19 protein-coding genes are annotated in these 16,646 nt (G+C 65.2%); 10 read left to right on the top strand and 9 right to left on the bottom strand.

Translation table 11 applies throughout. From position 1 onward, the window contains the following. The first annotated feature begins 34 nt into the window (after positions 1-34). On the top strand, positions 35-949 hold the full coding sequence (locus tag RJT37_RS02730) for a mechanosensitive ion channel family protein (RefSeq protein WP_313687583.1): 915 nt from the start codon (positions 35-37) through the stop codon (positions 947-949). A gap of 97 nt (positions 950-1,046) precedes the next feature. Beyond that, complete coding sequence (locus tag RJT37_RS02735) at positions 1,047-1,922, top strand: hypothetical protein (RefSeq protein WP_313687585.1); 876 nt, start codon at positions 1,047-1,049, stop codon at positions 1,920-1,922. A 64-nt stretch (positions 1,923-1,986) separates the two neighbouring features. Here RJT37_RS02735 and codB read toward each other — a convergent pair whose 3' ends face one another. Then, positions 1,987-3,381, bottom strand: coding sequence for a cytosine permease (gene codB / locus RJT37_RS02740; RefSeq protein ID WP_313687587.1), 1,395 nt, complete (start codon positions 3,379-3,381; stop codon positions 1,987-1,989). Positions 3,382-3,666: 285 nt separating this feature from the next. Between codB and RJT37_RS02745 the strand changes: the two genes are divergently transcribed. Next, the gene (locus RJT37_RS02745) at positions 3,667-4,950 is read left to right on the top strand and encodes a cytosine deaminase (RefSeq protein WP_313687589.1); all 1,284 of its coding nucleotides are present in this window, start codon (positions 3,667-3,669) and stop codon (positions 4,948-4,950) included. 59 nt (positions 4,951-5,009) lie between these two features. Here the strand turns inward: RJT37_RS02745 and RJT37_RS02750 are convergent, their stop codons facing one another. Next, complete coding sequence (locus RJT37_RS02750) at positions 5,010-5,264, bottom strand: amphi-Trp domain-containing protein (protein ID WP_313689821.1); 255 nt, start codon at positions 5,262-5,264, stop codon at positions 5,010-5,012. A 289-nt stretch (positions 5,265-5,553) separates the two neighbouring features. Here RJT37_RS02750 and RJT37_RS02755 point away from each other — a divergent pair, with 289 nt between their 5' ends. After that, positions 5,554-6,606, top strand: coding sequence for a DNA cytosine methyltransferase (locus tag RJT37_RS02755; protein WP_313687591.1), 1,053 nt, complete (start codon positions 5,554-5,556; stop codon positions 6,604-6,606). A gap of 268 nt (positions 6,607-6,874) precedes the next feature. Here RJT37_RS02755 and RJT37_RS02760 read toward each other — a convergent pair whose 3' ends face one another. Continuing rightward, positions 6,875-8,125 (bottom strand): RNA-guided endonuclease InsQ/TnpB family protein, encoded by a 1,251-nt coding sequence (locus RJT37_RS02760; protein ID WP_313689825.1) that lies wholly within the window; start codon positions 8,123-8,125, stop codon positions 6,875-6,877. Between the two features lie 330 nt (positions 8,126-8,455). Between RJT37_RS02760 and RJT37_RS02765 the strand changes: the two genes are divergently transcribed. Then, positions 8,456-9,028, top strand: a complete 573-nt coding sequence (locus RJT37_RS02765) for a GNAT family N-acetyltransferase (RefSeq protein WP_313687593.1) — start codon at positions 8,456-8,458, stop codon at positions 9,026-9,028. A gap of 125 nt (positions 9,029-9,153) precedes the next feature. On the opposite strand, the gene serB is transcribed toward RJT37_RS02765, so the two are convergent. Next, positions 9,154-9,804, bottom strand: coding sequence for a phosphoserine phosphatase SerB (serB, locus tag RJT37_RS02770; protein WP_313687595.1), 651 nt, complete (start codon positions 9,802-9,804; stop codon positions 9,154-9,156). A gap of 130 nt (positions 9,805-9,934) precedes the next feature. On the opposite strand from serB, the gene serA reads away from it, so the two are divergent. After that, the gene (gene serA, locus RJT37_RS02775; RefSeq protein WP_313687597.1) at positions 9,935-11,530 is read left to right on the top strand and encodes a phosphoglycerate dehydrogenase; all 1,596 of its coding nucleotides are present in this window, start codon (positions 9,935-9,937) and stop codon (positions 11,528-11,530) included. A 65-nt stretch (positions 11,531-11,595) separates the two neighbouring features. Next, positions 11,596-11,757, top strand: coding sequence for a hypothetical protein (locus RJT37_RS02780; protein ID WP_313687599.1), 162 nt, complete (start codon positions 11,596-11,598; stop codon positions 11,755-11,757). Between the two features lie 25 nt (positions 11,758-11,782). Here the strand turns inward: RJT37_RS02780 and thrC are convergent, their stop codons facing one another. The 3 genes from thrC to RJT37_RS02795 all read right to left on the bottom strand — a co-directional run bounded on the left by thrC (position 11,783) and on the right by RJT37_RS02795 (position 13,885). Continuing rightward, positions 11,783-13,048, bottom strand: a complete 1,266-nt coding sequence (gene thrC, locus RJT37_RS02785; protein WP_313687601.1) for a threonine synthase — start codon at positions 13,046-13,048, stop codon at positions 11,783-11,785. A gap of 114 nt (positions 13,049-13,162) precedes the next feature. Then, the gene (locus RJT37_RS02790) at positions 13,163-13,558 is read right to left on the bottom strand and encodes a helix-turn-helix domain-containing protein (RefSeq protein WP_313687603.1); all 396 of its coding nucleotides are present in this window, start codon (positions 13,556-13,558) and stop codon (positions 13,163-13,165) included. Positions 13,559-13,645: 87 nt separating this feature from the next. Then, entirely contained in the window at positions 13,646-13,885 is a 240-nt protein-coding gene (locus RJT37_RS02795) for a DUF8001 family protein (RefSeq protein WP_313687605.1), read from the bottom strand. A 104-nt stretch (positions 13,886-13,989) separates the two neighbouring features. Between RJT37_RS02795 and RJT37_RS02800 the strand changes: the two genes are divergently transcribed. Further along, complete coding sequence (locus RJT37_RS02800; protein WP_313687607.1) at positions 13,990-14,247, top strand: DUF5789 family protein; 258 nt, start codon at positions 13,990-13,992, stop codon at positions 14,245-14,247. A 49-nt stretch (positions 14,248-14,296) separates the two neighbouring features. Here RJT37_RS02800 and RJT37_RS02805 read toward each other — a convergent pair whose 3' ends face one another. Together RJT37_RS02805 and RJT37_RS02810 are read right to left on the bottom strand one after the other, a co-directional pair. Next, positions 14,297-14,983, bottom strand: a complete 687-nt coding sequence (locus RJT37_RS02805; protein ID WP_313687609.1) for a DUF5828 family protein — start codon at positions 14,981-14,983, stop codon at positions 14,297-14,299. Positions 14,984-15,108: 125 nt separating this feature from the next. Next, complete coding sequence (locus RJT37_RS02810) at positions 15,109-15,321, bottom strand: DUF8007 family protein (protein ID WP_313687610.1); 213 nt, start codon at positions 15,319-15,321, stop codon at positions 15,109-15,111. An 87-nt stretch (positions 15,322-15,408) separates the two neighbouring features. Between RJT37_RS02810 and RJT37_RS02815 the strand changes: the two genes are divergently transcribed. Together RJT37_RS02815 and RJT37_RS02820 are read left to right on the top strand one after the other, a co-directional pair. Then, the gene (locus tag RJT37_RS02815) at positions 15,409-15,783 is read left to right on the top strand and encodes a cupin domain-containing protein (RefSeq protein WP_313687612.1); all 375 of its coding nucleotides are present in this window, start codon (positions 15,409-15,411) and stop codon (positions 15,781-15,783) included. Further along, complete coding sequence (locus tag RJT37_RS02820) at positions 15,783-16,436, top strand: DUF8052 family protein (RefSeq protein ID WP_313687614.1); 654 nt, start codon at positions 15,783-15,785, stop codon at positions 16,434-16,436. The genes RJT37_RS02815 and RJT37_RS02820 overlap by 1 nt, the downstream gene beginning before the upstream one ends. The last annotated feature ends 210 nt before the right edge of the window (positions 16,437-16,646 follow it).

Below are 16,646 nucleotides of genomic sequence, written 5' to 3' on the forward strand. Positions count from 1 at the left end.
CGGAAACGGTAGCGCAGCCAAGGCGGTGGGCAGAATGACCGTTGCGGGACTCCAGGCGGCGACGGGGATCGGGGGCTATCTCGGTGAGGTGCTATCTGACATCGGGCTCCCGCCGCAGTTAGCCGACGCGGCCGCCGCAGCAGTGGTATTCGCGGTGGTATTTCTCGGGATCTACGCCGTCAGCAAGATCGTGGTCGTCCCGCTCGTCACCCGCCTCCTCGATCGGCGCGGCCTCGACGAACACGTCCGGAAGCCGGTGGTGCTCGTGATCTACGGGGCGCTGCTCTTCGCCGCGGTCGCGGTCGCCTTCGCCGTCGCCGGCTTCGGAAACATCCTGATCGCACTCTCGACGGTGACGGCCGCCGCAACCCTCGCGGTCGGCTTTGCGATGCAGGACGTGATCAAAAACTTCGTCGCGGGGGTGTTCATCTACACGGACGAGCCGTTCCGGACGGGCGATTGGATCGAGTGGGAGGGCAACTCCGGCTACGTCGAGGACATCAGCCTCCGGGTGAGCCGCGTCCGTACCTTCGACAACGAACACCTCACGGTGCCGAACTCCCAGCTGACCGACGGCGTAATAAAGAACTACGACCGGAACGGGACACTCCGCTTGAAGTTCACCTTCCGGATCGGCTTCGAGGACGACGTCGACAGGGCGACGGACATCATCGTCGAGGAGGCACGGAAGCGGGAGGGCATCCTCGAGGACCCCGAGCCGTCCGTCCGGCTGATCGAGATCAACGAGGCGTCGTTCGGGCTGCAGAGCCGCATCTGGATCAGCGATCCCGGCGGCTCGGACTTCCTGGGGATCCGCGGCCAGTTCGTGCAGGCGGTTACGGATCGGTTCGAGGAGGAGGGGATCACCATCCCCTACCCCCACCGGACCATCGACGGCTCGCTGGAAGGGGCCGGATCGGCGCCAGCCGGGGCGGTATCGGATGATTGATAGTGGCCGTGTAGTCGCCTGTCGCTGATCACGCTGTGAGACACGTCGGGGCAGCAATTCCCACACGGCTTTGGTCCCGCGCACCCGAGTCGTCGGTATGCCCGGAATGGACGAGGCGACGGCCGAGTTGATCCTGTCGGTTCGGGAGGACTCCCGTCGACGGGCGGTGCTCTCGAAGCTCGCAGAGGGGCCGAAGACCGTCACGGAGGGGTCCGACGCCGAAACGATCCTCGCGGCGTTCGTCGACGACGGCATCGCCGAGCGCGATGGGTCGACGTACCGCCTCACCGACTTCGGCGAGCGCGTCCACGAGTACGCGACGCGGGACTGGAACCCCTCCAACGAGGGCACCAAACGCGCGGCCACGTTCGAGACGCTCTCCGATTGCGAGTGGCACTGCTCGGCGTGTGAACTCCCCAGTTCACAGCCGGCGAAGGACATCCAGATGCTCCGGAAGGAGGGCTTCGAGTTCGTCCAGAACACCGGCCAGGGACAGGGCGACTACCTACACTGCGAGAACTGCGACGCCACCACGTTCCACCGGAAACTCAAGTATCCGTTTCCGACGCAGAAGCCGATCACGCGCCAGGAGATGCCCGACTCGTTCAAGCGGCGCGTCCGCGACCTCTACGACCACCGCGACGCCTTCGACGGCTCCTCGCCGAGCACGACGCTCGAGGTCGACCACCGCGTGCCGGAGGTCCGCTGGGAGGACTCGGAGAGCTTCGACTACGAGTCGATGAGCGACGAGGAGATCCGCGAGCACTTCCAGATCCTCACGCGGACGCACAACCTCCTGAAGAGCCGGAAGTGCGAGTCCTGCGTCGAGAGCGGCACGCGGCCGCCGTTTATGCAGATCGACTTCTACTACGAGGGCGGCGAGGAGTACGAAGAGGAGGTCGGCTGTGTCGGCTGCGGCTGGTACAATCCCCAGAAGTGGCGAGCGGCGTTGCAGGACGAACTCGACGGCTGATCCGCGGAAATCGGAGCGATCAGCGCGGAAGACCCGTTCTGCGCCGCTCAGTTCTCGACGCCGATCACAGCCGCTCAGCGTCGGGGTCGATCTCGTGGCCGGGCAGGACACCCGTCGATTCGAGCAGGTAGTACGCCGCGACGTGGGCGAGGAAGCCGGCGACGAGACCGTTCAGCGCCGCGCCGGCGACGCCCGGGATCAGTTGCGGCGCCGGGACGCCCGGAACCACCTGTCCGGCCGTCAGCACTGCGACGACCGCCCCGACGGCGTACGCGAGGATGCCGGTCCACCGGACGCCCGCAAAGCGAACGTCGTCCATTTTCGGGACCTGTAGCCGCCAGCACAGCAGGAAGTCCGCGATGAGCACGCCGCCGAGCGGCGGGATGTACTGGCCGAGCGTCGACAGCCACGGGATGAGCAGGCTGTCGGCGCCGACCAACGCGAGGACGATTCCGATCGACCCGCCGGCCAGGATGAACGGCCGCTTGCGGTCGAACTCGAAGGCCTCGCTGCCAGCGACGCCGAAGGCGTAGGCCGCGTTGTCGTTGGTCGTCCAGATGTTGAGGATCAGCGCGATGAGGCCGATTGCGGCGAGACCCTGAGCCGCGAGCACCTCGTAGAGGTCGCCGGCGGGCGTGACGCTGTAGACCGAACCGCCGACAGCGCCCGACAGGAAGAGGAAACCGTTCCCGACGAGGAAAGCGATCAGACCCGCCCAGAAGCCGACCCGGGTGCTACTGGCGAAGCGCGCCCAGTTCGGCGCCTGGGTCCCGCCGCTGATGAACGTGCCGACGACGACCGTCACGGCGGCGGCAAAGCCCATCCCGCCGCCGGCAGCGCCACTGAACAGGCCGCCGATACCGCCGACGTCGCCGACTGCGATGAAGATCGACAGCAGGCCGACGATCACCAGGATCGGGACCGCCACGAAGGAGAGCCGCTCCATCCCCTCGTAGCCGAAGTAGGCCGTCGCGAGGTGCAGGATGCCCCAGATCAGGATGAGCGCACCCGTGAACGTTGGCGTGTCGAGGCCGAAAAAGGTCGCCGTCGGAATCGCAACCATCGGGATCGTGACGCCGAACCAGCCGACCTGCGTGCCCCCGAGCATCAGGTCGGCGAACTTCGCGCCCCAGCGGCCGAAACTGTACCGCGCGAGCAGTACCGTCGTCAGCCCGGCCTTCGCCGCGATGCCACACAGCGTCGCGACGTAGACGCCCAGGATTGCGTACCCGACCGCCATCGCCGTGAGCATCGGCCCGAATCCCATCGCGGCGCCGACCTCAGCGCCGGCCCACAGCGTCCCGGCGAAGAACACGAAGCCGAGCAGGACCGCCGAGATACTCGCGAGCCCTTTTCGTTCGTCCCCCGGGACGTGATCCAGCGGATAGTCGGGGTCGGGGAGGTCCTCGTTACCGAACACGAACCGTCGCCACGCGGGCGTGTCGTCTTCCGTTGCCATCGGTCTCGGCTCATCGCGCGCTTTGATAAAATTGGGGATTGTGTCCACATTTGTTCGCGAGTGGGCGAAGCGTACGGCCGAACGCCGAGAGAGTTGTCGCTACTCCGGAATACCGACTGCCACGTTCGCGTTTGTAAAGAACCGCGGGAGACAGCGGGGCGATCGTCGCTCGGGCGAAGTTCGGATGCGTTTCGGCGGCGTGTAGGACGCGAGTCAGCCTGGGTAGGCAGCGGATCGAACGCCCGGTCCAAACACTCAAGCGTCGGTGCGGCGTCGCATTCCGGTATGTCCGAGTACATCGTGACCGACGCCAGGACGCGCGATGGCGACGCCGTCGACGTCGAAATCCGCGACGGGGCGATCGAGCGGGTCGTCCCCGCCGGCGAGGGAGACCCGGAGCGGTTCCCCGCCGACCGCCGGTACGACGCCGACGGGCGCCTCGTGACGGCGCCGCTTATCGAACCGCACGTCCACCTCGACGCGACCGGGACGGCGGGCGACCCCTCGTGGAACGACAGCGGGACGCTCGCTGAGGGGATCGACATCTGGGCGGCGTACAAGGAGGACATCACCGTCGAGGACATCGTCGAGCGTGCGACACAGACCGTCGAGTGGTACGCGGCCAACGGCGTGACGCGGATCCGCACTCACGCCGACACGACCGAACCGACGCTGACGACAGTCGAGGCGCTCCTGGAACTGCAATCACAGGTCTCGGACATCGTCGACCTCCAGGTCGTCGGCTTCCCGCAGGACGGCCTCCTCACCGACGAGTCCCACGAGGACCTCCTCCGGGAGGCGGTGGAGATGGGCGTCGATCTCGTCGGGGCGATCCCGCACAACGAGTACACCCGCGACGACGGGGTCGAGAGCGTCGAAATCGCCTGCGACATCGCAGAGCGGCACGACCGGCCGCTGGATCTCCACATCGACGAGACGGACGATCCGAACTCCCGGTTCACAGAGGTGCTCGCAAGCGAGGCGCTGAAGCGCGGGATCGGCGACCGCGTCACGGCGAGTCACACGACCGCGATGCATTCGTACAACAACGCCTACGCCGGCAAACTGATCTCACTCATCGCCGAAAGCGGCATCACGGTCGTGACCAACCCCCCGGACAACTCCGTCCTCCAGGGGTCGTACGACGACTACCCGCGCCGGCGGGGCCACACCCGCATCGACGAACTCCGCGATGCGGGCGTGACCGTGGGCCTCGGACACGACTCGGTGCTCGATCCCTGGTACCACTACGGCGCCGCCGACCCGCTGGATGCGGCGTTCATCCTCGCCCACTACGCCCATATGGCGGGCCACGGCGACGTCGCCGCCCTCTGGGAGATGTTGACCGAGGCCAACGCGGCGGTGTTCGGCGCGGAGGGGTACGGACTGGAAGCGGGCGGCGAGGGATCGCTCGTCGTCTACGACGCCCCCGACCCGTTCAACGCGCTCCGGAGGCAGGCCCCCCGGACGCTCGTGCTCCGGGACGGGGAGCCGATCGCCCGGACGGAGCCGCGAACGACCGAAGTGCTGCGCGAGGAGGGAACGAAATCGGTCGATTACACGCGGTGACCGTCGGCGCCGTCGAGGCCGTGTGAAAGGACGACGCCGTCGAGGCCGAAACGACGGACCTACTCGACGTCGGGCGCGGCCTGGTCGGTCCGGCCGGGGAGTTCGAGTTCGATCTCGAGTTCCGGCTCGCCCACGCCGTCGTAGTCGAGTTCGAGGCGGACGGGTTCGCCGAACGCGAAGGGCAGTTCCCACTCTTCTTCGACGATTGTCAGCTCGTCGCCGTCGCGGAGCTGTTCACCCAGGTCGATCAGGAACTGGCCCGCCTCGTCGGCGTCGAGCCGGTACTCCTGTTCGAACTCCCGGCCGGATCGGATGACCGTCCGGTCCTCGGCATCGTCGTCGGGCGCCGTCTCGGTGTCGGTGTCCTCGGATGCCGTCTCGGTGTCGGGGTCAGTCCCGGAATCAGGGTCCTCAGATGCCGTCTCAGTGCCAGGGTCAGTCTCGGAGTCCATATCCGCAGATGGGTCGGCGACGGATATAGGACTTGCCGACCGGTTCGGCGGGCGGGTCGAGACCCCACTCTCGGTCGCGGACGCCGGCTGTTCGATGGCACGCTAACGAACTGTTAAATACGACCGGCGAAGAGATGCGGACAGACATCGAATGCCGGACGCCGACATCGACCGCTCGACGATCACCGTGCTCGATCTGTTCTGCGGCGGCGGCGGTCTCTCGGAGGGCTTCCTGCAGGCGGGCTACGACGTCGTCGCGGGTGTCGACGTGAACGAGGACTTCCTGGCCACCTTCGAACACAACCACGAGGACGCGCTGGCGATCCAGGCGGACCTCGCTGCGGTCGACCCCGAGGAGTTCTTCGACACCCACCCGATCGATCCAGACGGCGTAGACGTCGTGATCGGCGGGCCGCCGTGCAAGGGGTTCAGCATCGCGGGCCACCGCGACCCCGACGACGAGCGCAACTATCTGGTCGGGAGTTTCATCGACTTCCTCGAATTCGTCCAGCCTGACGCGTTCGTAATGGAGAACGTCCCAGGGATCAAGTCGATGGAGGGCGGTGACACGCTCCGGGCGATCCTCGAAGGCTTCGAGCGCGCCGGGTTCGAGAAACCGGCCTACGAGACGCTGAACGCCGCCGACTACGGCGTCCCGCAGAAGCGCCGCCGCGTCATCTTTCAGGGCCGCCGCGACGGCTCAATCCCGACGTACCCCGACCGGACGCACGGGCCCTCGAAGCAGACGACGCTCACAGGGAAACAGTTGGAGCCGTACGTGACCGTCGAGGAGGCGCTCTTAGAGCGCGACGGCGAGGAACCGATCGAAGCCCTGCCGAACCACGAGACGACGGACCACTCCGCGGAGATGGTCGAGCGAATCGCCGAGGTCGAACCCGGCGAGAGCCTCTATGAGAGCTACGGCGACAGCTGGCGGCGGCTCCGGCGGGACGAGCCGTCGATCACGATCAAGGAGAACCACAACGCGCCGTTCGTCCACCCCGAGGCGGACCGCGTCGGCACCGTCCGGGAATGTGCGATCCTGCAGTCGTTCCCCGACGACTACGTCTTCCAGGGCCCCAAGAGCACGCAGTTGAAAGTCGTCGGCAACGCCGTCCCCCCGCGGCTCGCGAAGGCGGTCGCGGCGGCGCTGGCCGAGGACCTGGCCGCGATGGAGCGGACCGCCGTCGCGGACGGGGACTGAGACTGAGTACGTTCGTGTCTTTCCGCCGATCGCCACCCCGTTGACGGCACTCGGCGGTATCAAGTGAGAGTAATCAGTACGAGAGACAGTCATCGGCGTGTTCCGGCAGCCGTCTCCACGGGTAATTTCGGCAGTAAACTACCCCACCCTACTCCCTCGGCGCATACGCACCTCGGTCCTTGAGGGTGTCGTCAGAAGCTCCGCTTCTGACTGCTAACCAGAAATCTCCGATTTCTGGTGATGGGGCTTTGATGTGGACTCCTGGCAATCAGTCGCCAGCAATAGGCCGGTGACTCTTGCCGTTCAACGTCCCACCATTTATACGCAGGTCTACTTCTGCGTCTCCGCTCCCCGACTTGGGCGAGGACCGGAGTTTGTGCGTCCGCTTCCGAGCGTATCGTAGTCCGATGTTCTTCGCGCCGTTGTAGTCCGCGTTCACCTCGTACCCGCACTTCTGGCACTTGAAGTGTTCACCATAGCGGTTGTCGTCGTGTGTGAATCCACAGTCCGTCCGAGAACAGCGTTGGGACGTGTGGTTTGGCTCGACCTGCTCTACGGAGACACCCTGTTCAGGTGCCTTATAGGAGACGTACTCGTACAGGCGTCGGAACGCCCAGATGTGGTGCCACTTCGCCTCTGGAAGCCGCTCGCGGATGTCGGTCAGGTCCTCGAACACGATTACGTCGCAGTCGTGTTCGACGGCTTCCGTGACGAGTTCGTTAGCGACCGTGTGGATGTACTGTTTGCGCCACGCTTCTTCACGCTTTCCGAGTCGAAGCAGGGCATTGTGCGCGGCTTGGGTGCCGCGCTGTTGCATCTCACCACGCCGCTTCTCGAACTCCCGGGTCCAGTGGTCGTAGTCGTCTCCCTGCCAGAAGCGCCCGGTTGAGGCGACCGCGAGACTGTTGACGCCGAGGTCGATACCGAGGACCGTTTGGTCGGGGTGCCCCGTATCTGCCGGAACCTCCGCGTTGTGGCTGTCACTCCGCCGAGTCGAGATGTTGAGGTAGAACTCGTCGGTCGCTGCGTCGTACCGAAGCGTACTCTCGCGGAACTCGTAGTCTTCGGAGAGTACGTACTGCTCGTAGGGCGTCGGGCTGTCTGCCGGGAGAACAAACGACGGTTCGACCCGGCCCTCAACAGTCGCCAGCGACACCTTGCGTCGGTAGAAGGTCGCGCTCCGCGTGTCATAGTCCATCGTTTCGGCGGTGAACGTGGGACAAGAGACGCGCTGTCCCTTCTTCCATCGTTCGATAACGCCTTTGACGGCTTCGACGGCGCGTTTGATCGCGGCCTGGACGAGTTGTGCCTGTAACTCTGTCTCCTGTCGAAGTTCGGAGTAGAGCGCGTCTCGGACCTGCCGTTTGTTGGTTTTGCACTCGGTGTAGGAGGTATCGGACCAACAGTAGTCGGCGGTTCGATTCGCGCAGTACAGGTATTGCTCGGCAGTTCGGTGGAGCGCGTCGCGTTGCTCGTCGGAAACGGCGAGTTTCACGACGGCGGTTCGACGCACGTCGATACTTCAGAGGAACGCCGACGGTTCTTATACGTTTGGGAGTCGGTCGGTCGCAGTATGCCAGTTGCATCGGACTATGTCGGTTTCCTCTCCGGCCTACTCACTCCCTTCGCCACGCTTGGGTCGCTCCTTGAGGCCGGAGGCTCCACCTTGAATTACGCTGAAGCGGTCAGATCAGCCGTCAGCGACTCGTGTCTTCCTCATCATTTTGTATGTTCAATATTTCAACAAATCTAAGTATTATCGGATAGACAAGGAAGATAGAGACAAAATAGTGGGTATACGGCCACTATTATGGCCTAACGACCATCAAAAATACACTGTTCTCCGCATATGAAACCAGACACGACCCACTCGACTTCGATCCCACGACTCCTCGACGGCATCAGGACACTCGCCGCCCGCTTCCGGCCCCGGCAGATCACACCGACGGGTGCGCCGTTCGCTGCGACTGACGCAGACGGCCGAGAGATCGAGATCCGACCGTACCGTGACAGCGACTTCGCGGAACTGGTCGAAATGTACGATTCGTTCGATCCGACGCAGCGAGCCCAGGGTGTCCCCCCGCTCGCCATCGACGGGATCCGGTCGTGGCTCTCGGACGTCCTCGACGGCGTGAACGTAGTGGCCTCCTGCGACGGCCGGATCGTGGGCCACGTGGGGTTCGTGCCCGACGGAACCGGTCGTCACGAACTCTTCGTGTTCGTCCACCAGGACTACCAGCAGGCCGGAATCGGGAGCCATCTCCTGGCGGGTGGGATGGGGCAGGCACAGCAGGACAGCGTCGGCTACGTGTGGCTAACCGTCGAGAAGACGAAGCGGTATCAGCAACGGTTTTACAGCCGCGCCGGGTTCTCCGCCGTCAATCCAATGGGGATGACACACCGGATGTCGCGGACGCTCTGATACTGATTACTCTCACGTGTTACCGCCGAGCGCCGCCACCGGGGGTGGCATTCGGCGGGAAGAGACGAGCGTAAGCAGTATGAGCCGGCGAGGAGTCACCGGTGCAGTGACGGCAGCATCCCCGCTCACTGCTCGGTTCGTCGGACGATGCCGTGTCCCTCGAAGAGCTTCCCGAGCCGGTACATCGAGGCGACGACGGCGTCGCAGGCGGGCCGGACGGCGTCTTTCGGGAGGTAGCCGACGGACAGGCCGGCGACTTCGAGCATCGGGAGGTCGTTCGCGCCGTCGCCGACGGCGATGGTTCGCGAGAGCGGGACGTCGAGGTCCTCTGCGAGCGATTCGAGTGCTTCGTCCTTCGTCCCCGTCACGAGCGGCCCTTCGACACCACCCGTGAGACGTCCGCCCTCGATCGGGAGCCGGTTTGCGACGATCGTGTCGACAGAGACGCCCTCGCGTTCGAGGGCGTGCTCGACGCCGCGCTCGAACCCGCCGGTCAGGATCGCGACGTGGTGGCCGGCGTCGTGGAGTCGTTCGATGAGGTCAGCCGCGCCGGGGCGCAGGCGCACCCCGTCGAAGGCAGCCTCGGCGTCCTCCTCGGAGAGTCCCTCCAGGAGTGACGCGCGCTCCCGCAGGCTCTCGGCATAGGAGAGTTCGTCGTTCATCGCCCGTTCGGTGATATCCGCCATCCGATCGGCGACGTCCATCCGCTCGCCGAGCAGGATCGTCATCTCGGAATCCGAGAGCGTTCCGTCGAAGTCGAAGGCCACGAGACGCATACGCAGACGTCGTCCGCGGAGGCTTTCAAGCCACCTATCCGGCGGCCCCTCGTCAGTCGGTAACAGGCCACAGACGGCCGTGCAGGCCGATGAAGAAACGTTTAACCCCGGACCGGGGATGGGTTACTATATGAAGGTCCTTATTACGGATCCGATCGACGATGCGGGGCTCGAACGGCTTCGGGCGTCGGGTCACGACGTCGAGACGGCCTACGACGTCGAAGGTGAGGCGTTGCTCGAAGCAGTCGCAGACGCCAACGCGCTCGTCGTCCGATCCGGAACGGACGTGACCGAGGCGGTGTTCGAGGCCGCCGAAGACCTCGTCATCGTCGGCCGCGCGGGCATCGGTGTCGACAACATCGACATCGACGCCGCCACCGACCACGGGATCATCGTCGCGAACGCGCCCGAGGGGAACGTACGGGCCGCCGCCGAGCATACCGTCGCGATGTCGTTCGCGGTCGCGCGCTCGATCCCGCAGGCGCACGCCCGCCTGAAGACGGGCGAGTGGGCCAAAAGCGACTACCTCGGGACCGAACTCAACGGCAAGACGCTGGGCGTCGTCGGCCTCGGCCGGGTCGGCCAGGAGGTCGCCAAACGCCTCGACAGCCTCGGGATGGATCTCGTCGCCTACGATCCCTACATCAGCGAGGAACGCGCCGATCGCCTCGGCGCCGAACTCGTCGAGTTCGAGGCCTGTCTGGAGCGCGCGGACTTCCTGACTGTTCACACGCCGCTGACGCCCGAGACCGAGGGGATGATTTCCACTGAGGAACTCGAACTGATGGGCGGCGGCTTCCTCATCAACTGCGCCCGCGGCGGCGTTGTCGACGAGGACGCGCTGGCGGCGGCCGTCGAAAACGGGACGCTCGACGGGGCCGCGATCGACGTCTTCGCCGACGAACCGGTCTCGCCGGACAGTCCCCTGCTGGACGTCGACGAGATCGTCGTCACGCCGCATCTCGGCGCCTCGACGGAGGCCGCCCAGGAGAACGTCGCGACCTCGATCGCCGACCAGATCGACGCGGCCTTCGCGGGTGAACCGGTTATGAACGCGCTGAACGCGCCGTCGGTCGACGAGAGCGTCTTCCCGCGCATCCGGCCGTATATCGACCTCGCCGAGACGGCCGGGAAGATCGCCGCGCAGTTGCTCGACGGCCGCATCTCCGAGATCGAGGTCTCCTACGAGGGCGACATCGCGGAAGAAGACATCGAGCTCGTCACCGCCTCGGCGCTGAAAGGCGTCTTCGAGCCACTGGAGTGGCAGGTAAACGCCGTCAACGCCCCCTCGATCGCCGAGGAGCGCGGGATCGACGTGACCGAGTCCAAACGGCTCCAGTCGGAGGACTTCCAGAGCCTCGTGACTGTCACTGTCGGCGACGGCGAGACGTCGCTGGGCGTCTGTGGCACGCTCTTTGCCGGTGACGACCCGCGGATCGTCCGGATCGACGACTACCGGGTCGACGCCGTCCCCCACGGGAAGATGCTCGTCGCCCGCAACGCCGACAAGCCCGGCGTGATCGGCTTCATCGGCTCCGTCCTCGGCGACCACGATATCAACATCGCGGGGATGTACAACGCCCGTCGCGACGAGCAGGGTGGCGAGGCACTCACCGTCTACAACCTCGACGATCCCGTACCGCAGTCGGTGATCGAGACGCTCCTCGACGACGACCGGATGATCGACGTCCGGTACCTCACGCTCAACGGCGACGAGGACGAGTAGGCCGTCGAGTCATCGGAGCCGGGGTGGCAATAAGGTTCTTGAGCCCGATGTGTCTATCGTGTCATATGCCGATTATGTCGAGCGACGATTTCACGATTCACGCCGACGGCTGTGAGGAAGTCGACGACGGGATGCCGATCTCTGATCTGCCGGACGAGGTGGACTCTCTGGACGATCTCGACTGTGCGTGTTGGACCGGCTTCGACTCGCTCGCGGAAGTCCACTGAATCGGGAAAACGGAACCCCGCTCAGCTACTGCGCGCCGATGTGTTCGAGCACCGCCGCGGTGTCGTTCGGGACCGGTTCGGGCTCGTTGCCCGCCTCGAACGCCGCGTCGGGGTCCTTCAGCAGGTGGCCGGTCGTGAGACAGACGACGTCCTCGTCGGCGTCGACGACGCCGCGGTCGCGGAGCTTCTTCAGCCCGGCGACCGATGCCGCCGAGGCGGGTTCGACCCCGATCCCCTCGCGGGCGAGTTCGCGCTGGGCCTCGGTGATCGCCTCGTCTGAGACAGCGACCGCGGTGCCGCCGGTCTCGCGGATGCCCGGCAGCGCCTTCGGGGCGTTGACCGGGTTGCCGATCCGGATCGCGGTCGCGCGCGTCTCGACCTCTTCCCAGCGTTCGGTGTCCGCCCAGCCGTTCTCGATCGCCTCGACCATCGGGGCGGCGCCCTCGGCCTGGACGCCCGTGAGTTTCGGGACCTCGCTGGGATCGAGGGCGCCGGACTGGACCAGTTCGCGGAAGGCCTTGTACAGCGCGGAGGTGTTGCCCGCGTTGCCGACCGGGAGGACGATCCGGTCGGGGAACCGCCCGTAGTCGTCGCGGAACTCCTCTAAGATTTCGAGGCCGATGGTCTTCTGTCCCTCCAGGCGGAAGGGGTTCAGCGAGTTGAGGAGATACACCTCGCCGCGCCGGGCGAGGTCCTGCACGATGTCGAGACAGGAGTCGAAGTTGCCGTCGACTTCGAGGATGCGCGCGTCGTGGAGGGCGGCCTGCGCGATCTTCCCCGCCGCGACCTTTCCGGCGGGAAGGAGCACGAGCGTCTGCATATTGCCGCGGGCGCCGTAGGCCGCAAGCGCGGCCGAGGTGTTCCCCGTCGAGGCACACGCCAGGCGGCCGACCCCGAGTTCCTTCGCGACGCGGACGCCGACGGTCATCCCGCGGTCCTTGAACGATCCCGTCGGGTTCATTCCCTCGTGTTTGACACGGAGCGTTCGGACGCCGATCTCCTCGCGGAGTCCGGGGGCCTCGTGCAGCGGCGTGTCGCCCTCGGGGAGCGTGACGCCCGTCTCGAACGGCAGCGCGGCGCGGTAGCGCCAGACGCCGCGGCCCTGTCCCTGAAAGTCCTCGAACGTCGGCGGGTCGGCGTAGCGCACCTCCAGCAGGTTGCCGTCGTCGCCGGTGTACCGGATCTCGTCGAAGGGAGCGTACGTCTCGCCCGTCTCGATGTCCGCGAGCCAGACCCCGTCGTCGGCGACCGCCGGGGCGTCGGGCGCGGGTGCGGTGAGTTCGAGACTCATTGTCGAAACCGTCGCGTTCAGCCGTGAAAAGGGGGACGGTTCGAGCGTGGGACGTCGAGCGCCGGCGCTCGCGGGAGCGGCGACAACCGTCGTGATTCCGGAAGGGGCCCTCCGCTATTCGGTAGCGGCGTCCGCCTCGTCGTCGGCGCCGTACTCCTCGATGCTCCGGTGGACGCGTTCGACCCACTCGTCGAGCGCGCCGTGCAGCATCTCCTTGGCCTCCGGGAGTTCGGTCGCGGTGTACTGGTAGATGTACCCACCCGAATCGAGCAGGCGACGCCGCCGCTCTGCGAGTCCTTTGTCCATCAGTGTCGTCAGCGACCGATTGACGTTGCTCCGGTCGCGGTCGAGCACGTCCGCGAGTTCCGCGACGGTGCTGCCCGGATGATCGAGGAGTGCGAGATACGTCCGACTCTCGTGGCGTTGAATGCCGAAGACGCAGGCGAGTACCTGCTGAAAGCCCGGATCTTCGGTTTCGAGGAGGTCGCTCATCTCTGGCACGTCGCTCATACCTGTCTGTTTCAGCGCCGTCACGATTAAAGGGCGCGGCGGCGGCAGGACGCTCGACGGCAGACCGCGTGTTGACGAGGAAAAAGCCTACTCCGACCGTCCGTACCCCATCCGCTCGATGCACGTTCGCATCCCCTCCTCGTCGGGATGTTTGTGCAGCGTCGTCGGCGTGTCACAATAGTACGTCTCGCCATCGTGGCGTAGGGAGACCTCGTGGACGCCGCCGAGGAGTTCCGCCTCGACGATGACACGGCGTCCCTCCTGGAGGACAGCGATGATTTCCTCGGCGGTCAGCTCACCGGATTCGATGCGGAGTGGGGGAGACATACCTGGCAATTCGTCCCCAGAAGTATCATTATACTCCTCGCAAGGGAGCGAGGGCCCGAGAAATATAATATATATTTATTATGTTTGTGCACGTACCTACCGTCGTGAACGAACAGATCAAACTCAATCGCATCGAAACGGTCTTCGAGGAACTCGACTATCCGCTCGGTCCGGAAGACGTGGCAGCCGAGTGTGACGACGTCGTCGTCAGACTGGCGGAGGGGACGGTCCGTGTTGACGAAGTGATAGAGCGGTCCACGGCGGACCAGTTCACGTCGAGTGCGGATCTGGCACTGGAGTTCCAGAGCCTCCTGCCGATGGACGCAGTCGGGGAGCCCCATCAGTCCGACGGGGACGCGTGAGCGGGAGCGAACGCGTTTCTGAACGGCGGTAGCGGTCCGGAAACGGGCGTCAGTTCGTCGTCGACTGGGTCCGGTCCTCGGACTGGGGCGGTTCTACGCCTTCGGCGGCCTCTGCGGTTCCGGTCTCCTTTTCGGTAGTGACGTGCCAGCGAGTCACTTCTTCGTCGAACTCGCTGAGTCGATCACTGACTTCGTCTTTCAGGTCGTCGTCGTTGATGTTTACCTCGAAGATGAACGATACCTCGCCCTCGCCGCGGGTGGACTTCTGGATGTTGGCGGAGACGAGTTCGTTGTCGAAGTAGTAGGGGGCAAGCTGGGTCATAACCCGGCGGTAGACGGTGTTCTCCACGCGACGGAGAGCCCGGCGACCCGCCGAGTCTGCCGCGCGGGCGACGTACCCGAGTGACTCGGACCAGCGCTCGACCGCCTCGTCGCTTTTGCCCTCCTCGACGTGCTCGTACGATTCCGAGAGGCGCTCACCGGCAGTCTGGAGGTCCTCGTCAGGACCCTTGCCCGCCTTCTCGCCTTCGCCCTCGGCGACGCTGGCTTGCTCTGCGGTCTTTTCGTTGACGTCTTCCCCGAGTCGTTCGTGCGACTTCGGACGCCACTCGTCCCACTCCTCGAAGGCGTCGCCGTCGACGCCGGCATCCCGCAGCGCGCGGGTGATTCGTTCGCCATGTTCGACGACATCTCCCCAGGACCCCCGAACTTTGAATCCGGAGACACTCTCTTCCATCGTCTCGGGCGAGGTAGGGACCCGGGAGTATAAAACTCTACTCCGGGTCTTGCGGGCGTCCGACACACCCGCCAGTCCGTAACGAATGCCGAAAACGGACGTCAGAGGTGCGAGTGATCCGGAATTCAGCGGTTTCCGTGGATGAATCGCGTGGCGAACCGATCCAGCCGGCCCACGACCCCACCGAGCCACGCGCCCGGCGAGACCTGACGGAGCGTGTCGTCGTCGACTTCGATTCGCTCGCCATCGAACGGACCCTCGCTCTCGACGTCTGCCGCCTCCACGACTGTCGACATCGAACACCGGCCGCAGGACTCAGTGTTACTGTTCGTTCGCATTACACTATTGTGGGCACCAATCGACATTAAAATTGTGGGAGGATCCCTCCCGAGCGGCTTTTGTGTGTGTGTGTGGAGTGTCCCCGTATGGGATACCGAGTCGTCGATGCCGAGGACGTGCCGCTGGCCGAGGGCCGACCGTGTGAACTGCGTCGTCTCGGGACGGCAGCGGAGCTCTCGAACGTCGCGATCAACCGCTTCCGGGCCGAACCGGGCGAGCAGTTGCCGCTGACGTATCATTACCACGAAGAGCAGGAGGAGGCGTTCTACGTCCTCTCGGGGACGCTGCGGGTCGAGACGCCCGAGGAGACGTTCGAGGTCGACGCCGACGAACTGTTCGCGGTCGATCCCGAGAGCCCACAGCGGGCCTACAACCCCGAGGACTCGACCGAGGACGTCGTGGTGCTCGCGGTCGGGGCGCCGGCAGTCGACGGAGACGCAGTCCCGTACGACGACGAATAATGGCCGACGAGTCCCACGAACCGTTCGATCCGGACGAAGCGGCCGAGGAGGCCGGAATCGACCGCTCGTCGATCCCCGTCTGGGACGACGAGTACCTGGATCGGGTCTCCGATCGGCTGATGTTCAACTACAATCTCGAACAGGACCAGATGGTCAACGGCGAGCGGTTCCCCCTGTTCGCGGAGATGCGGATGGAGAGCCAGAAGCATTTCTTCCATCCGGCGTTAGACTACGCGAACCACGAGCACAGGGAGTTCATCTTCGCTCGCCGGACCGACCGGCCGACCGTCGCGGACCTAGAGCGGTTGGTGGACCTCGGTCACGACCTGGCTGACGACGCCGACTGGCTCGTCCCCGACGAAGAACACTTCGGGACTGACTTCACGTTCGTCGTCGTCGCCGAGACGCTCCCCGAGGACGTCGCGGAGTTCGTCGACGGGTTCCGCGATCGGACCTTGCTGAAATTCGGCTACTACGGGCATTATGAGATCAACCTCGCCGTCGTCGTCCCCGACCACGAGTCTATCGTCAAAAGCGAGGAGGGGGCCTCGGCCGAGGCGTTCGCGCTGTGGCGCGACGTGCCGCCTGCCGAGCGTCGCACGGTACTCGGACGGATCCGCGACGCGGTGGCGCGGCGACTCGGCGACGGGTAGGAATCAGAAGCCAGTCATAGACCGTCCAGAACGTGTTGACGACCGCTGACTGTTTATCCTGTAGTTGTTACGACCGCTGAATGTCCATCCAGTGGTTGGTACGCTGCTAAATGTCTATACGGTGGTTGGCACGACCGCAGAATATCTATACGGTGGTTGTACGGTCGTCGACCGTCCATACGGCCGTGTGCAGGCTTGCTGGTCGAATCG

This window comes from Halobellus marinus, assembly GCF_032113415.1.
GTDB classification, from domain to species: Archaea; Halobacteriota; Halobacteria; order Halobacteriales; family Haloferacaceae; genus Haloquadratum; species Haloquadratum marinus.

What these genes read in the sequence shown, in the direction of transcription:
- RJT37_RS02730 (WP_313687583.1), top strand. Translation starts at nt 35, where the DNA reads ATGACCGTTGCGGGACTCCAGGCGGCGACGGGGATCGGGGGCTATCTC.
- RJT37_RS02735 (WP_313687585.1), top strand. Translation starts at nt 1,047, where the DNA reads ATGCCCGGAATGGACGAGGCGACGGCCGAGTTGATCCTGTCGGTTCGG.
- codB (WP_313687587.1), bottom strand. Translation starts at nt 3,381, where the DNA reads ATGGCAACGGAAGACGACACGCCCGCGTGGCGACGGTTCGTGTTCGGT.
- RJT37_RS02745 (WP_313687589.1), top strand. Translation starts at nt 3,667, where the DNA reads ATGTCCGAGTACATCGTGACCGACGCCAGGACGCGCGATGGCGACGCC.
- RJT37_RS02755 (WP_313687591.1), top strand. Translation starts at nt 5,554, where the DNA reads ATGCCGGACGCCGACATCGACCGCTCGACGATCACCGTGCTCGATCTG.
- RJT37_RS02765 (WP_313687593.1), top strand. Translation starts at nt 8,456, where the DNA reads ATGAAACCAGACACGACCCACTCGACTTCGATCCCACGACTCCTCGAC.
- serB (WP_313687595.1), bottom strand. Translation starts at nt 9,804, where the DNA reads ATGCGTCTCGTGGCCTTCGACTTCGACGGAACGCTCTCGGATTCCGAG.
- serA (WP_313687597.1), top strand. Translation starts at nt 9,935, where the DNA reads ATGAAGGTCCTTATTACGGATCCGATCGACGATGCGGGGCTCGAACGG.
- RJT37_RS02780 (WP_313687599.1), top strand. Translation starts at nt 11,596, where the DNA reads ATGCCGATTATGTCGAGCGACGATTTCACGATTCACGCCGACGGCTGT.
- thrC (WP_313687601.1), bottom strand. Translation starts at nt 13,048, where the DNA reads ATGAGTCTCGAACTCACCGCACCCGCGCCCGACGCCCCGGCGGTCGCC.
- RJT37_RS02790 (WP_313687603.1), bottom strand. Translation starts at nt 13,558, where the DNA reads ATGAGCGACGTGCCAGAGATGAGCGACCTCCTCGAAACCGAAGATCCG.
- RJT37_RS02795 (WP_313687605.1), bottom strand. Translation starts at nt 13,885, where the DNA reads ATGTCTCCCCCACTCCGCATCGAATCCGGTGAGCTGACCGCCGAGGAA.
- RJT37_RS02805 (WP_313687609.1), bottom strand. Translation starts at nt 14,983, where the DNA reads ATGGAAGAGAGTGTCTCCGGATTCAAAGTTCGGGGGTCCTGGGGAGAT.
- RJT37_RS02810 (WP_313687610.1), bottom strand. Translation starts at nt 15,321, where the DNA reads ATGCGAACGAACAGTAACACTGAGTCCTGCGGCCGGTGTTCGATGTCG.
- RJT37_RS02815 (WP_313687612.1), top strand. Translation starts at nt 15,409, where the DNA reads ATGGGATACCGAGTCGTCGATGCCGAGGACGTGCCGCTGGCCGAGGGC.
- RJT37_RS02820 (WP_313687614.1), top strand. Translation starts at nt 15,783, where the DNA reads ATGGCCGACGAGTCCCACGAACCGTTCGATCCGGACGAAGCGGCCGAG.